This window comes from Streptomyces sp. RPA4-2, from assembly GCF_012273515.2.
Taxonomy (GTDB): domain Bacteria; phylum Actinomycetota; class Actinomycetes; order Streptomycetales; family Streptomycetaceae; genus Streptomyces; species Streptomyces kaempferi.
The window spans coordinates 7702637-7717550 of record NZ_CP050975.2; the positions used below are offsets into that span (position 1 = coordinate 7702637).

A 14914-nucleotide genomic window follows, 5' to 3' on the forward strand; every position below is an offset into this window, starting at 1 on the left:
GTACGACACGCGCCGTGTCCTCCCCTGGGTGGGCGACACGAGGGGGAGGCCCGCCGGTGAAATCCCCTAGGGGGCTTGGTACTACTGGTTTTCGTGGACCTCGACCCCGATCTCGCGGCGCTCGACGCGCTCGGCGGCTTCTCCGTACTACGCACCGGCGTGCCGCCGCGCGGGCCGTTGCCGACCCTCGCCCGGACGTACGCGGCGCCGGAAGTCGATCATCCCGGAGAGGTTTACGGAGATCCGATAATTTTCCGTGTCCGGAAGGTCGCGGAGGGTCTGCGGGCCCCTGAGCCCCGCGTCGCGGCGTCGGTGGCGCAGCTGGGGCTGGCGGCCCGCCTCTGGTCGATCGCGCTGGGCGCCGCGGCGGTCTACGGGCACCTGCCCGACCTCGATCCGGAACTGCTGCGCTGGGACCCGGACGGCAGCGCTCCGGACGACCTGTGGCTGTCCGAGGTGCGCGCCCTGCCCGTGACCGCGATCGGGACGGTCGTGGGCGACGGCCATCTCGGCCCGCTGGAGACCGCCCTGCGGTCCCGGTACCGCGTCTCGCGGGGCCTGCTGCGGGGGAACGCGGCCTCGGCGCTGGCGGGCGCCTGGCGCCAGGTGGACCGCTGGGCCCGGACCCACGGCCGCACGGACGTGGCCGACCGGGCCCGCACCCTGGCCGTCGGCCTCCTTCAGGGGCCCGGTCTGGCCGGCACCCTCGACCCCCGCACGCTCCGCCGCCGCAGCTGCTGTCTCTACTACCGCCTGCCCGGCGGCGGCCTCTGCGGCGACTGCTGCTTCGACCGGCCGCCGGACCGCACCGGGGGCCGCCGGGGAACGACGCCCCGTTCCTGAGGGCCGTGGTCTTCCGCGCGCGCTCCTTGTGGGTGACCATGAGGGACACCGACCGGAACGACGGGGGGTTCTGTGTGCGAGTGGGACTGCTGACCCGGGAGTATCCGCCGGACGTGTACGGCGGCGCGGGCGTCCATGTCGAGTTCCTCGCCCGGGAGTTGCGTGCGCTCACCGAGCTGGACGTGCACTGCTGGGGCGAGGGCTCGGCGGACGGCGTCGTGCGCCACCGGCCCTGGTCCTCGCTCGACGGCGCCAACGACGCCCTGCGCACCTTCTCCGTGGACCTCGCCGTCGCCGCCGCCCTCGAAGGCCGCGAACTCGTCCACTCGCACACCTGGTACGCCAACCTCGCCGGCCACTTCGGCAAGCTCCTGTACGGCATCCCGCACGTCATGACCGCGCACTCCCTGGAGCCGCTGCGCCCCTGGAAGGCCGAGCAGCTCGGCGGCGGTTACGCCCTCTCCAGCTGGGCCGAGCGCACCGCCATCGAGTCCGCCGACGCCGTCATCGCCGTCTCCGGAGCCATGCGCGAGGACATCCTGACCTGCTATCCGGCCCTGGACCCGGCGAAGGTGCGGGTCGTGCACAACGGCATCGACACCTCCCTCTACCGGCCCGATCCCGGCACGGACGTCCTCGACCGTATCGGCGTCGACACCGGCCGCCCCTACGTACTGTTCGTCGGCCGCATCACCCGGCAGAAGGGCGTGCCCCAACTCCTGCGCGCGGTGCGGGACATCGATCCGGCCGTGCAGGTGGTGCTGTGCGCGGGTGCCCCCGACACCCCCGAGATCGACCGGGAGTTCCGCGAACTCTTCCAGGAACTGAGCGGCGTCCGCGAGGGAGTGCACTGGATCCCGCAGATGCTGCCGCGCCCGGACGTCATCCAACTCCTCACGCACGCGTCCGTGTTCGTCTGCCCCTCCGTCTACGAGCCGCTGGGCATCGTCAACCTGGAGGCGATGGCCTGCGGAACGGCCGTCGTCGCGTCCCGGGTCGGCGGCATCCCCGAGGTCGTCGAGGACGGGGTGACGGGCGTGCTGGTGACGGTCGATCAGGACTTCGAGGCCGCTCTGGCACGCGCCCTCGACTCGGTTCTCGCCGATCCCCTGGCCGCCCGGCGGATGGGCGAGGCCGGACAGGAGCGCGCGGTACGGGAGTTCGGCTGGGACGCGGTGGCCCGAAGGACCGTCCAGTTGTACGAGGAAGTCCTCAAAGCGGGGTAACCATCGAAGAGGCGTACTTCGGCAACAGGGCCCCGTCCGGCCACCGGACGCGGCCCGAGCGGGCGTAGAGGGGCGGCGGCATGCGGCGAACGGGACACCCCCTGGGCGAGTGGAGCCGGGACCTGGGGGAGGGGCCTTCCGTACTGGGGATCGTACTCGCGGGGGGAGAGGGCAAGCGTCTGATGCCCCTCACGGCGGACCGCGCGAAACCCGCGGTCACCTTCGGCGGAACGTACCGCCTGGTGGACTTCGTGCTCTCCAATCTCGTCAACGCGGACATCCTGCGCATCTGCGTCCTGACGCAGTACAAGTCGCACTCGCTGGACCGGCATGTGACGACGACCTGGCGGATGTCGAGCCTGCTCGGCAACTACGTCACGCCGGTCCCCGCCCAGCAGCGGCTCGGCCCGCGCTGGTACCTGGGCAGCGCGGACGCGATCCTGCAGTCCCTCAACCTCGTGTACGACGAACGGCCCGACTACATCGCGGTGTTCGGCGCCGACCACGTCTACCGCATGGACCCGCGGCAGATGCTCGCCCAGCACATCGAGAGCGGCGCGGGCGTGACCGTGGCGGGGATACGGGTGCCGCGCGCCGAGTCCTCCTCGTTCGGTGTCATCACCCCCGGCTCCGACGGGCAGACCGTGCGGGGCTTCCTGGAGAAGCCCGCCGACCCGCCGGGTCTGCCCGACGACCCCGGCTGCGTCTTCGCCTCGATGGGCAACTACATCTTCACCACCAAGGCCCTGGTTGAGGCGCTCCAGCGGGACGCCGAGGACGAGGACTCGGTGCACGACATGGGCGGGTCGATCCTGCCCATGCTCACCGAGCGCGGTGAGGCGCGGCTCTACGACTTCAGCGAGAACCACGTCCCCGGGGAGACCACCCGGGACCAGGGGTACTGGCGCGACGTCGGGACGCTCGACGCGTACTACGACGCCCACATGGACCTGATCGCCGAACGCCCCGCCTTCAACCTCTACAACCGCAGGTGGCCCATCTACACGCACTCCGGGCAGCTCTCGCCGGCGAGATTCAGCACCGGGGGCATCGCGAGCGGGTCGATCGTCAGCGCGGGCTGTCTGATCCGGGGGCAGGTCACGCGGTCGGTGCTCTCGCCGGGCGTCCTCGTCGACCCGGGCGCCGTGGTCCAGGGCTCCGTCCTGCACGACAACGTCCGCATAGGGCGTGGCGCGGTGGTGCGCGGCGCGGTCCTCGACAAGAACGTCGAGGTGCCCCCGGGCGCGACGATCGGCGTCAACCCGGAGCGGGACGCGGAGCTGTACACGGTCTCCGGGAACGGGGTGATCGCGCTCGGGAAGGGCCGGCTCGTGTCGTAGACCCGGCCGCCCGCACCGACGACCACCCGGTCCGGACCGCCGGGGTGCGCGGACGTCCGGACATCCGGCCGATTCTCGTACGGCCGTACGGTTTTGATGCCCCGTACGGCCGTGCGCGGCGAGCGCTTCGCATGGGCGTGCGGATCCGGCCCCTGCCGCCGAGTGCCGTCTCCGTGCGACGCGTTCACTCTCGGCGCTGAGCCGTCCGGCTTGGGTTCTGGGGGCCCTTCGGGGCTCTTGGGTGTGAACTGACCTCAAGTGTCCCTTGTGTCCGACCCCTCTTTCAGTGGCCGGGCTTAATCTGCTGTTAACTGTGCGTAGCTTGATCGTACTTGACCGTAATCGCCTCTCGGGGTTTGACTGCTTGCTCAACCGTCGTCGACGCGAGAGCAAGCCCTTGACTTCCGATCTCCTCGCACCACTCGACCTGGCGTTCTGGAACATCGAGTCCGCCCAGCACCCGATGCACCTCGGTGCCCTCGGCGTCTTCACGGCGCACTCGCCCACCGCGGGCGCGCACGCCGCCGACCTGCTCGCGGCCCGCGCGGTCGGGGTCCCCGGGCTGCGCATGCGGATCCGCGACGTCTGGCAGCCTCTCGTCTATCCGCCGACCTTCGGAAGCGCGACCCGGGAACCCGCGCCCCACTTCGACCCCCTGGACCACGTCCGGCTGCACGCGCCGACCACGGACTTCCACACGGACGCGGGACGGCTCATGGAGCGCCCGCTGCTGCGCGGCCGGCCGCCCTGGGAGGCGCACGTCCTGCCCGGCGAGGACGGCACCTCGTTCGCCGTGTTCTTCAAGTTCCACCACGCCCTGGCCGACGGGCTGCGGGCGCTGATGCTCGCCGCCGCCCTCATGGACCCGGTGGACATGCCGGAACCCCGCCCGCGGCCCGCGGAGCCGCCCCGGAGCCTCTTCCCGGACGTCCGCAAGCTGCCGGGACTCGTCCGCGGCACCCTCTCCGACGTGGGCCGTGCCCTGGACATCGGCACCTCGGTCGCCCGCGCCACCCTCGGTGTCCGCTCCTCACCCGCGCTGACCTCGCGCCCCACCGGCACCCGCCGCATCGCGGGCGTCTCCCTCGACCTGGACGACGTGCACCGCGTCCGCAAGAGCGTCGGCGGCACCGTCAACGACGTCCTGATCGCCGTCGTCGCGGGCGCCCTGCGCACCTGGCTCGACGAGCGCGGCGACGGCAGCGAGGGCGTGGCGCCCCGCGCCCTGATCCCCGTCTCCCGGCGCCGCCCGCGCACCGCGCAGCCACAGGGCAACCGGCTCTCCGGCTACCTGATACGGCTTCCGGTGGACGACCCGGACCCGGTCGGCCGGCTGCGCGCGGTGCGTACGGCCATGGACCGCAACAAGGACGCGGGCCCCAACCGGGGAGCGGGCGCCGTGGCGCTGCTCGCCGACCACGTGCCGCCGCTCGGCCATCGTCTCGGCGGCCCCGTCGTCGGCCAGGCGGCCCGGCTGCTCTTCGACATCCTCGTCACCAGCGTGCCGCTGCCCAGCCTCGGTCTGAAGCTCGGCGGCTGCCCGCTCGCCGAGGTCTATCCGCTCGCGCCGCTGGCCCGCGGCCAGGCACTGGCGGTGGCGGTCTCGACGTTCCGCGGGCGGGTCCACTACGGGCTCGTCGCCGACGCGGAGGCCGTGCCGGACCTGCACCGGCTGGCCCGCGCGCTGACCGAGGAGGTGGAGACGCTGATCATCGCCTGCGGCCCCTGAGCGGCCGGTGATCACCGCGGGTTTGGCGCCTTGCCCCCTTGCTCCGTAAAATTCCGCCTTCGAAAGCGAGCGCGGTTCGAGCGCGGCGCGAAACCCCAGGAAGCGGCAACGGCGATGACGGTGACAGAGGACGGCCAGGCGGCTCTCGCCGTGGACACGGCAGAGGACGACCGGGCGGCTTCCGCCGTCGACGTGGCAGCGGAGGCGTACGGGCCCGGCATCGACCCGCAGCGGCTGGCCGTCTGCCTCAGCGTGCTCGACGAGCTCGACCGGATCGACGTCGACCACCCCGACGCCATCGCCGTGCGCCGTGCCACCGCGGGCATCTACCGCACGGTGAAGCAGCGCCGCCGACAGGATCGCAGGGCCGCCAAGACCGCCCACGACAAGGCCGTCACCGAGTCCACCGCGACCGGTTCCGCCCAGCGCATCGACGACGAGACCGAGGGCATCCTGCCCTCGTCCGTCACCGAGGCCGGTGAGATCGCGGGGATACTCCAGCGCCCGCGTTCCTGCTACATCTGCAAGACGCGCTACGTCGAGGTCGACTACTTCTACCACCAGCTCTGCCAGGACTGCGCGGCCGAGAACCGCACCCGCCGCGACGCCCGCACCGACCTCACCGGCAAGCGCGCCCTGCTCACCGGCGGCCGCGCCAAGATCGGTATGTACATCGCGCTGCGGCTGTTGCGTGACGGTGCCCACACCACCATCACCACCCGCTTCCCGAACGACGCGATCCGCCGCTTCAAGGCCATGCCCGACAGCGACGAGTGGATCGGCCGGCTGAAGATCGTCGGCATCGACCTGCGCGACCCGGCCCAGGTCGTCGCGCTCGCCGACTCCGTCGCCGCCGCGGGCCCGCTCGACATCCTGATCAACAACGCGGCCCAGACCGTACGCCGCTCGCCGCAGGCCTACGGTGAGCTGCTCGCCGCCGAGTCCGGCCCGCTGCCCGCCGGGGAGCTGCCGCCCGCCGAGGTCATCGGCACCTTCGGCTCCGGCGCGGTGGCCGCGCTCCCGGTTCCCGGCGGCGGCGCGCTGACCGCCCAGGACGTCACGGACCTCGCGCTGGTGTCCGGATCCGCGTCGCTGGAGCGGATCGCGGCCGGTACGGCCATCGACGCCGGCGGCCTCGTGCCCGACCTGCACGACACCAACAGCTGGATCCAGGCCGTCGAGGAGGTCACGCCGGTCGAGCTGCTCGAGGTCCAGCTCTGCAACTCCACCGCGCCGTTCATCCTCATCAGCCGCCTGCGCGCGGCGATGGCGGCGGCACGGGCCGAGCGGACGTACATCGTGAACGTCTCCGCGATGGAGGGCGTCTTCAACCGCGGCTACAAGGGCGCAGGCCACCCGCACACCAACATGGCCAAGGCCGCACTGAACATGCTCACGCGCACCAGTGCCCAGGAGATGTTCGAGAAGGACCGCATCCTCATGACCGCCGTCGACACCGGCTGGATCACCGACGAGCGTCCGCACCCCGACAAGATGCGCCTCGCCGACGCGGGCTTCCACGCCCCCCTCGACCTCGTCGACGGCGCGGCCCGGGTGTACGACCCGATCGTGCGCGGCGAGCAGGGCGAGGAGCTCTACGGGGTCTTCATGAAGGACTACGCGCCCGGCAAGTGGTAGTCCCGCCCGTCGAGCGGTGGTCCGGCCCGTGCGCGGGCCGCGGGTGGCCACGGGCGGCGGGTGAGGCCGCCCCCGGACCGTTCCGGGCGAAAGCCTCGGCGGTCATCTCCGGCGCCTTCGGACCACCGGACCCCGCGAGGGGCGCCGCGGTGACGGCGGGGGCCGGGACGGCGTGCCCACGGCGCCCCCGCGGGTCTCAGCGGCCGCCGTCCGGTGCGCGGGAGCGCAGACGGTCGTGCAGGGCGTGGCCGGCCCCGCGCGCGGCCCGGACCCGGGTCCCGCCGTCGACCAGCAGATCGGCGCCCGTGATCCACTCGGCGGCGTCGGAGGCCAGCCACGCCACCGCCCGCGCGACGTCCTCGGGCCGGCCGATACGGCCCAGCGGGAGCCCGGCGCCGAGCTCGTCCTCGGAGTCCTCCCAGACGAAGCGCGCCATCTCGGTGCGGACGAGACCGGGGGAGACGGAGTTGACCCGGACCCCCGGGGCCAGTTCGCCCGCGAGCTGCCGGGTGAGGTGCAGCAGGGCCGCCTTGCTGGTGCCGTACGCGCCCACGTGGGGCCCCACATGGTCCGCGCCCTCCGTGCACACGTTCACGATCGCGCCGCCGTGCTCACCCATCCAGCCGTGCCAGGCGTACTGCGCCAACCGCAGCGCGGCCTCGACGTTGACGGTGAACGCCGCCCGCCAGCGGTCCGGATCGACGTCCATGAGCGGGCCGTACGGCTGATTGGTCGCGGCGTTGTTCACCACGAGGTCGATGCGCCCGAACTCGCGCAGCGCCAGCTCGGTCACGGCTCTCAGATGCGCCGGATCGGCGACCGAACCGGCGAGCGCGACCCCGCCGAGCCGCTCGGCCGCCCGGCCCACCGCGTCCGCGTCCCGGGCGGTCACACACACCCGTGCCCCCGCCCGGGAGAGCTCCTCGGCGACGGCCAGCCCGATCCCGCGCGAGGCTCCGGTGACGATGGCGGCCCTGCCCCGCAGCCCGTACGGTGACGTCATCCGCGTACCGTCTCATGACGGACCGTCAGTCGACAGCCCCGAGCCGGGAGTTCTGCGCCGCCACCAGCTCCACCACCGTGCGCCAGTCCTCCAGCACCCCGGCGTGCAGTCCGGCGACCCGGCCCGCGTCGCAGGCCTGGCGCAGGCTCAGCGCGTCGTCGGCGTCGCGGGGGTCAGGCCGGCCGCCGGAGTGGAGGCGTCCCAGACGGGAGACGCGGTCGCCGAGCAGCGGCCCCACCCATTCCGGCGCGGGCCGGGCGTGCGCGGTGGCGTCGCCGGGGCGCAGCAGCCGGCCGATGCCGTGGACCAGACCCGCCACCTGGAGTTCCTTGTCGGCGGGATGGCTCCGGCGCAGCAGGGCGGCGGTCTGCAGCGCGTGGTCGTGCACATCCACCGGGCCGCCGCTGCCGTCCGCGGTGGGCCGGGTGCCCCGGCCGGCGTGCAGCAGATCCATCAGCTCCTCGACGCTGCGCAGCTCCATGCGTCGGTCCTTCCGCGAGAAAAGCCGTTGCCGGGCGCCAGCACAGCATGGCCGGCTTGCGAACCGGCCAACGGGACCTGAACTGCGCGCCGTGTTCAGCGGTGGCCGTGCGGGTGGTCACGACCTGTGGGGTCCGGGTGCTCCTCCGCCTCCGGAGAGCCGCCCATGGTCCGCAGCATCATCGGGCCGCCGGTGCGCAGGAAGCGCCACACCAGCGCCGCCGCGAGCAGCAGGAAGGCGATGTTGAGCCAGGTCGTGTAGTCCCAGGAGACGCCCTCCATGGGAATCCGGGCGTCGGCCTGGTCGGGGACGAGCCCGAGGCCGCTGAAGAGGATCTCCACGACGTACCCGGCGATCACCATGGCCCCGTAGAAGGTGACCAGCAGGAAGCCCGTCATCCGCAGGCCGTAGTACTTCCGGTAGATGTTCAGGATCGGCAGGATCAGCAGGTCGGCGAAGATGAACGCGACCACGCCCCCGAAACTGATGCCGCCCTTCCACAGCACGACGGCCAGCGGCACGTTGCCGATCGAGCACACGAAGGAGGCGATCGCCACGAGCGGCCCGATCAGGGGTCCGACCAGCTTCGCGGCGAGCGGATGCCCGTCCAGGAAGAAGGAGCGCCAGAACGAGTCGGGCACCCAGGCGGCGATGGCGCCGGCGATCAGCAGTCCGCCCACCAGGTCGCGCAGGATCGCCGCCCACTCCATGACGAACACATGTGCGACCGAGGTGAAGCCCGCGCCGGAGAACAGCCGGCGTCCGAAGGAGCCCTCACCGCGCACCGACATGTCCATCGCCGCGTGGCCCTCCATGGACCCGGCGAGTCCCCGGTCCGCCTGTTCCCGGGCCTGCCGCAGCAGCGGCTCGCGCAGGAACATCCGGAAGAGCACGGCGAGTACCACGATCATGACCGGGCCGCCGACGAACTCCGCGACGGTGAACTGCCAGCCCATCAACAGGGCGAGAATCACGCCGAGTTCTACCACGAGATTGGTGGAGGCGATTTCGAACGCCATCGCCGCGGTGAAGTTCGCACCCTTGCGGAACAGGGAGCGCGCGAGCGCCACGGCCGCGTACGAGCAGGACGAGGACGCCGCGCCGAGCCCTGCGGCCAGGACGAGCGTCCGCGGCCGGTCGTCACCGAGCAGCCGCGCGACCGTCGCGCGCCGCACCACCGCCTGGACCACGGCGGACAGGGTGAATCCCAGGATCAGCGCCCAGGTGATCTCCCAGGTCATCGACCCGGCGATGGACAGCGCGTGCAGGATCGCTTGCATCGGCTCCGCTCTCTCCCAGTGGGCGACTTCCGGGCTGTCCGCGCGACTGTACCCCCTGGGGGTATGAAACGGAGTGTTCCGGCGGGTCGGCGGAGGTGGAGGCGCGCATCCGCGGCTCCGTCCCGGAGTCGGTGGTGGGTGCGACCGCTACGCCGAACGAGTGATGTGAACGGGGGATACGTCATCAAATAGACGCAGATCAGCGCGCGGGGGACGCAGATCGACGCGAGACGGTTACCTCTTGTTTTCAGCCCCATAGAGCGGGCATCCGCTCATTTGGTTACCCTGTACCGACGGACAGCCTGAAGGGGTCCCACCCACACCCATGGTCCGTCCCGGGACAGCCGGTCACCACGGCCTGCTCTCACACGAGTTACCGGCGCCACCGCGTCCCTAACTGCCTTCGACTCAGACCCGAGCGGGCGTCAGGCGGCCGGAAACAGACTGGCCCCTGCACGTCCCGAGGGTGACCCGACACATAAGGAGTGCGCGGTGACACCGGAGAAGACGAATAGCGATCGCCCCAAGGAACGCACGGAGCGCGCGGGCCGCCGGCCCGAGAAGAAGCTGGGAAGCCTCGACGTGTGGGCCAGGTCCGCGCCGATCCGCCTCGCGGGTTACGAGGACGACCTCGCCGAGCCCCACATCCTGCCCAGCGTCGACTGACCGACCCGGCGCGAGACCCCCTCGCGACAGCTGACGGCATGGGCGTGTCAGACTCACGCCCATGCTGATCAGAGAAGCCGTGGCCGACGACTGGCCGCGGATCTGGCCTTTCTGGCACCGCATCGTCGCCGCGGGCGAGAGCTACACCTGGGACCCCGACACCCCGGCCGAAGCGGCCCGGGCCCTGTGGATGGCGCCGGGCAAGCGCGTGTACGTCGCCGAGGACGCCGCCGGCACGGTCGTCGGCTCGGCCTACGTCACCCCGAACTACGGCGGGCCCGCCGACCGCATCGCCAACGCCGGATTCATGGTCGACCCCGACCACGCGGGGCGCGGCATCGGCCGCGCGCTCGCCGAGCACGTCCTGACCGTCGCCAGGGCCGACGGCTACCGGGGCATGGTCTTCAACGCCGTCGTGGAGACCAACCCCGCCGTCGCGCTGTGGACCTCGCTCGGTTTCACCGTCCTGGCCACCGTGCCGGACGCCTACGAGCACCCCCGGCACGGGCGCGTCGGACTGCACATCATGTACCGCGCGCTCTGAAGGGCGGTCCCCGGCCGGGGCGGTTCCTGGCGGTCGTGTCCGTCCCTTCCCGTCGGGCGGGTGACGCTGAGCGGTCTCAGTCCAGCGGCGCCGTCCGCCTCCACGGACGCAGCTCCTCCAACTGTCCCGCCAGCTCCAGCAGTTCCAGCTCGGAGCCGGGCCGCCCGACCAGCTGGACGGCGCACGGGGCGCCGCCCGGCAGGGTCCCGAACGGCACCGCCATCGCGGGCCACCCGGTGAGGTTCCAGGGCGGAGTCAGCGGCGAGTAGTTCGTGTTGGCCAGCAGGTTGCGCAGCCAGCCCCGCTCGTGCCAGGCCGCGGCGGCCGGTCCGCGCCGGGCCAGCGCGGGCGTCAGCAGCACGTCGTGCTCCTCGAAGAACGGCGTCAGGCGCGCGCGCAACTGCTCACGCCGCGCACCCGTGCGCACACCGGCCACGAAGCGGCGCCCCACGGCGGCGTGCACACGCGTGCGGCGGCTGAGCCGCCGCGGGTCGAGGTCCGCGGCGTCCACCGCGGTCCCCGCCGTCCAGTGCGCGAGCGTGGTGGTGCCCAGCCAGAGCGGGTACGGGGGGTCGGCGGGCCGCACCTGGTGACCCGCTCCGGCCAGCAGCGCGGCCGCCTCCCGGGCCGCCGTCGCGTACGGGCGGCCGACGGTCACACCGGCCAGGGGGCTGCGTACGGAGACCGCCACCTTGCGGAGGAGGTTCCCGGAGGGCCGTACCGCCTCGGTGTCCGCCAGGACCGCCAGCATCAGCCGGGCGTCCGCCACGGTGGTCGCGAGCGGCCCGTTCTCCGACATCCCGAACCAGTCGCCGTGGCCGATGCCGGCCGGGACCGTGCCGTGCCCCGGCTTCAGCCCGACCAGGCCGCAGTTGGCCGCCGGGATGCGCAGCGACCCCATCCCGTCGTTGCCCAGCGCGAGGGGCACCATTCCGGCGGCGACGGCGGCCGCGCCGCCGCCCGAGGAACCGCCGGCCGTGCGCGAGGTGTCCCACGGGTTGCGGGCGATGCCGTACACGCTGTCCGAGGTGCCGAAGACACAGAGCTCGGGCACGTTCGTCAGGCCCACCACCACGGCACCCGCCGCGCGCAGCCGCGCCACGGTGACATGGTCCTCCTCGGCGGCGGAGTCCGGGGTCGCGGCCGAGCCCTGCCGGCAGGACTCGCCGCGCACCGGCAGGTTGTCCTTGACGGCCACGGGCACGCCCGCGAGGGGGAGTGCGGCCAGGTCCGGGTGGGCGGCCAGCGCGTCGGCCTCCGCGAGCGCCGCCTCGGACCGTACGAGCCGGAAGGCGCCGACCCGGGCGTCGAGCCGCTCGATCCGGGCGAGGTGCTCGGCCACCACCTCGCGGGGGGTGATCCGCTTCTCGCGGACGGCTGCGGCGATCTCGGTGGCGGTCCGGCCGGCCCAACTGCTCACGGGTGCTCCTCGGGGACGGGGAATTACTGGTGAGTACGAGGAGCACTGTGCCGGGGTGCGGGGTGCCGCGTCGAGGGCTGACGCGCTGGGACATTCACCCCGGTTCCCGTGGACATTTCACAGGGCGACCGTCCGGCGGTCCGTCAGCGGCACCAGGTCATCCGACCACTTCGCCAACTTTCCTGTCTTGTGGCCTCGTTGACAGTCATCGGAACCCGTCTCATCATCAGACATCCGATGAATTGGAGCCGCTCATGAGTACGTATCCAAGACGTCAGGTTCTGGGAGCCACCGCGGCCGCCGCCGCCGCGACGGCTCTTCCCCTCACCGCCGCGACCGGGGCGCGGGCCGCCGAACCGGCCGACGGGCGGGCGGGGCAGTGGGTTCCCGTCCCCGTCCCGCTCCCCGTACCGCTCGACGCCCACTTCGACAACGACGGCATCGGCCGCGCGGCCGCCCCCGGCGGCGACTTCGACGGCTCGGGATACACCTTCCCCGGCGAGGAACTCCCCGAAGGCCCGGTCGACGTGGACGGCATCACCTTCCTCTTCCCGTCCTCCGCCGCGGGCGCCCGGAACAACGTGGTCGCCCTCGGCCAGCGCCTCGACCTCCCCCGTGGCCGCTACCTCTCGGCCCTGTTCCTCACGGCGGGCAGCTACGGCGACGCCTCCGGCACGGCCACCGTGCACTACGCCGACGGTTCGACGACGACCGCCGGGCTCGGCGGCGCGGACTGGTACGCGACGGGCGGCTCGCTGTCCGCCCCGTACCGCTACCGGCCGGACGGCGGCAAGGACGAGCACAGCGTCGGGATCGGCACGGCGGAGGTCTGGATCGACCCGCGGCGCGAGGCGGTCGCGCTCACCCTGCCGACCACCCGGCCGGCCGGGGAGAACCAGACCTCGCTGCATGTCTTCGCCCTCTCCCTGCAACCGGTGTCCCAGGGGCGGGCGTTGGCCCTGCGGGACGCGCACTCCACCTTCTCGCTGCTGGAGTCGAGCGGCGCGCAGAGCGTGGAGGCCACCGTCGTCAACGCCGGAACGGTGGCCGTCCTCGCGGGCGACCGGGTGACGGTCGGCGTCGAGGTGCCCGGGGCCCGCACCGTCGAGCCCGCGCGGGTGACCCGCCTCGACCCCGGAGAGCAGGCGCGGATCCGTGTCGGCATCCGCAACCGGGTGGGCACGGCGCCCGGCACCGCGCGCGAGGGGACGGTGGTCGTCGAGGGCCGCGGCCGGCAGGCGGCCGCCGCCCGCAGCACACTGACCCTCGGCGTGCCCGACTACCTCCCGACCGAGGAGTCCCTCGCCGGCCACCAGGCCCCGTACTGGTTCCACCGCGCCAAGTTCGGCATCTTCATCCACTGGGGCGTCTACTCGGTGCCCGCCTGGTCACCGGTGGGCGAACAGTACGCCGAGTGGTACTGGAACAACCTGCAGAACCCGGACAACGCGGTGTACGCCTATCACCGCGAGAAGTACGGGGAGGACTTCGCCTACGACGACTTCATCCCGATGTTCACGGCCCACCGCTTCGATCCGCGCGCCTGGGTGGAGTTGTTCCGGGACGCCGGCGCCCAGTACCACGTCCTCACCTCCAAGCACCACGAGGGCTTCGCCCTGTGGGACACGCGGGTGTCCGACCGCAACGCCGTGAAGATGGGCCCGGGGCGCGACCTGGTCCGCGAACTCTTCGACGCCTCACGGCGGTTCACGCCCGAGCTGCACCGCGGCCTGTACTTCTCCATGCCCGAGTGGTTCAACCCCGACAACCCCTGGTCGGGCCATGCCCCGCGCAACCCGTACACCCGGGAAGCGGTCCCCTACACCGGATACACCGCCGGCAAGGACTATGTGAAGGACTATCAGGCCGCGCAGATGCTGGAACTGATCCACGGCTACGACCCGTCCGTCATCTGGTGCGACATCGGCGGCGCCAACGACAGCCCGCGGGTGCTCGCCGAGTACTTCAACCACGGCAAGAACCGGCCGAAGCCCTACGAGGTCACCGTCAACAACCGCTCGGGCATCGGCTTCCACGACTTCACGACCCCCGAGTACACGACCTACGAGAACACCGTCGTCGCCAAGTGGGAGTCCAGCCGGGGCCTCGACCCGTTCAGCTACGGCTACAACCGGGCCACACCCGACGCCGCCTACATGACCGCCGAGGAGGTGGTCCGCAGCCTCGTCGACATCGTCTCCAAGAACGGCAACCTCCTGCTCGACATCGGGCCGCGCGCCGACGGCACCATCCCCGAGATCATGCAGACCCGGCTGCGCGAGACCGGCCGGTGGCTGAAGGTCAACGGCGAGGCGATCTACGACACGACGTACTGGTCGCGGATGGCGCAGCTCGGTGAGGACCTGCGGTTCACCGTGCGGCAGAACGAGGCCTTCTACATCCACTCGCTGACCGCGCCGGGCGCCACCCTCACCGTCGAGGCGCCGGTGCCGGTCCGCGGCGGTGACCGGGTGACCCTGCTCGGCCACGACCGGCCGCTCAACTGGACGGTACGGAACGGGGCCTTGGTGATCGACGTGCCGGCGGCGGCCCGCAGGTCCGGCCAGTACGTCTGGGTGTTCAAGGTGGAGTGGCGTGACTGACATCCATCCCGTGCGGCGACCGTGACTCCGAGACCGCCGCGCGCGACCGGTCCGGGGCCGCCCGCGACCACCCCTGCCGACATCCGCGCGCGGACCGGGACCGGCCGCGGGCCGACCCCGGACCGCCGATGACCGATGACC

The 14914-nt window shown here is 72.4% G+C and carries 12 protein-coding genes; 8 read left to right on the top strand and 4 right to left on the bottom strand.

What is annotated here, in order from left to right; translation table 11 throughout:
* Positions 1-75 precede the first annotated feature (75 nt).
* The 5 genes from HEP85_RS33670 (at position 76) to HEP85_RS33690 (ending at position 6776) form a co-directional block, all read left to right on the top strand.
* Positions 76-843: a (2Fe-2S)-binding protein gene (locus tag HEP85_RS33670; protein ID WP_248002176.1), complete on the top strand. Its 768-nt coding sequence runs from the start codon at positions 76-78 to the stop codon at positions 841-843.
* A gap of 74 nt (positions 844-917) precedes the next feature.
* Positions 918-2069, top strand: a complete 1152-nt coding sequence (gene glgA / locus HEP85_RS33675) for a glycogen synthase (protein ID WP_168534305.1) — start codon at positions 918-920, stop codon at positions 2067-2069.
* A gap of 80 nt (positions 2070-2149) precedes the next feature.
* Positions 2150-3409, top strand: a complete 1260-nt coding sequence (gene glgC, locus HEP85_RS33680) for a glucose-1-phosphate adenylyltransferase (protein WP_168531307.1) — start codon at positions 2150-2152, stop codon at positions 3407-3409.
* A 397-nt stretch (positions 3410-3806) separates the two neighbouring features.
* On the top strand, positions 3807-5138 hold the full coding sequence (locus HEP85_RS33685) for a wax ester/triacylglycerol synthase family O-acyltransferase (protein ID WP_329292011.1): 1332 nt from the start codon (positions 3807-3809) through the stop codon (positions 5136-5138).
* A gap of 114 nt (positions 5139-5252) precedes the next feature.
* Positions 5253-6776 carry an SDR family NAD(P)-dependent oxidoreductase gene (locus HEP85_RS33690; protein ID WP_248002177.1) on the top strand — a complete coding sequence of 508 codons (1524 nt, stop codon included), beginning with the start codon at positions 5253-5255 and terminating at the stop codon, positions 6774-6776.
* A gap of 196 nt (positions 6777-6972) precedes the next feature.
* On the opposite strand, the gene HEP85_RS33695 is transcribed toward HEP85_RS33690, so the two are convergent.
* The 3 genes from HEP85_RS33695 to HEP85_RS33705 form a co-directional block, all read right to left on the bottom strand.
* On the bottom strand, positions 6973-7779 hold the full coding sequence (locus HEP85_RS33695) for an SDR family oxidoreductase (protein ID WP_369657954.1): 807 nt from the start codon (positions 7777-7779) through the stop codon (positions 6973-6975).
* Between the two features lie 25 nt (positions 7780-7804).
* Entirely contained in the window at positions 7805-8260 is a 456-nt protein-coding gene (locus HEP85_RS33700) for an inositol oxygenase family protein (protein WP_168531309.1), read from the bottom strand.
* A 95-nt stretch (positions 8261-8355) separates the two neighbouring features.
* Positions 8356-9540: a permease gene (locus HEP85_RS33705; protein ID WP_168531310.1), complete on the bottom strand. Its 1185-nt coding sequence runs from the start codon at positions 9538-9540 to the stop codon at positions 8356-8358.
* Positions 9541-10032: 492 nt separating this feature from the next.
* Between HEP85_RS33705 and HEP85_RS33710 the strand changes: the two genes are divergently transcribed.
* Positions 10033-10206, top strand: a complete 174-nt coding sequence (locus HEP85_RS33710) for a hypothetical protein (RefSeq protein ID WP_168531311.1) — start codon at positions 10033-10035, stop codon at positions 10204-10206.
* 61 nt (positions 10207-10267) lie between these two features.
* Positions 10268-10750: a GNAT family N-acetyltransferase gene (locus tag HEP85_RS33715; protein ID WP_168531312.1), complete on the top strand. Its 483-nt coding sequence runs from the start codon at positions 10268-10270 to the stop codon at positions 10748-10750.
* Between the two features lie 76 nt (positions 10751-10826).
* Here HEP85_RS33715 and HEP85_RS33720 read toward each other — a convergent pair whose 3' ends face one another.
* Entirely contained in the window at positions 10827-12170 is a 1344-nt protein-coding gene (locus tag HEP85_RS33720; protein WP_369657955.1) for an amidase, read from the bottom strand.
* Between the two features lie 254 nt (positions 12171-12424).
* On the opposite strand from HEP85_RS33720, the gene HEP85_RS33725 reads away from it, so the two are divergent.
* Positions 12425-14773, top strand: coding sequence for an alpha-L-fucosidase (locus HEP85_RS33725; RefSeq protein ID WP_168531313.1), 2349 nt, complete (start codon positions 12425-12427; stop codon positions 14771-14773).
* The last annotated feature ends 141 nt before the right edge of the window (positions 14774-14914 follow it).

Coding starts and splice junctions, on each gene's coding strand:
- glgC (WP_168531307.1), top strand. CDS start 2,150: ATGCGGCGAACGGGACACCCCCTGGGCGAGTGGAGCCGGGACCTGGGG.
- HEP85_RS33690 (WP_248002177.1), top strand. CDS start 5,253: ATGACGGTGACAGAGGACGGCCAGGCGGCTCTCGCCGTGGACACGGCA.
- HEP85_RS33695 (WP_369657954.1), bottom strand. CDS start 7,779: ATGACGTCACCGTACGGGCTGCGGGGCAGGGCCGCCATCGTCACCGGA.
- HEP85_RS33700 (WP_168531309.1), bottom strand. CDS start 8,260: ATGGAGCTGCGCAGCGTCGAGGAGCTGATGGATCTGCTGCACGCCGGC.
- HEP85_RS33705 (WP_168531310.1), bottom strand. CDS start 9,540: ATGCAAGCGATCCTGCACGCGCTGTCCATCGCCGGGTCGATGACCTGG.
- HEP85_RS33715 (WP_168531312.1), top strand. CDS start 10,268: ATGCTGATCAGAGAAGCCGTGGCCGACGACTGGCCGCGGATCTGGCCT.
- HEP85_RS33725 (WP_168531313.1), top strand. CDS start 12,425: ATGAGTACGTATCCAAGACGTCAGGTTCTGGGAGCCACCGCGGCCGCC.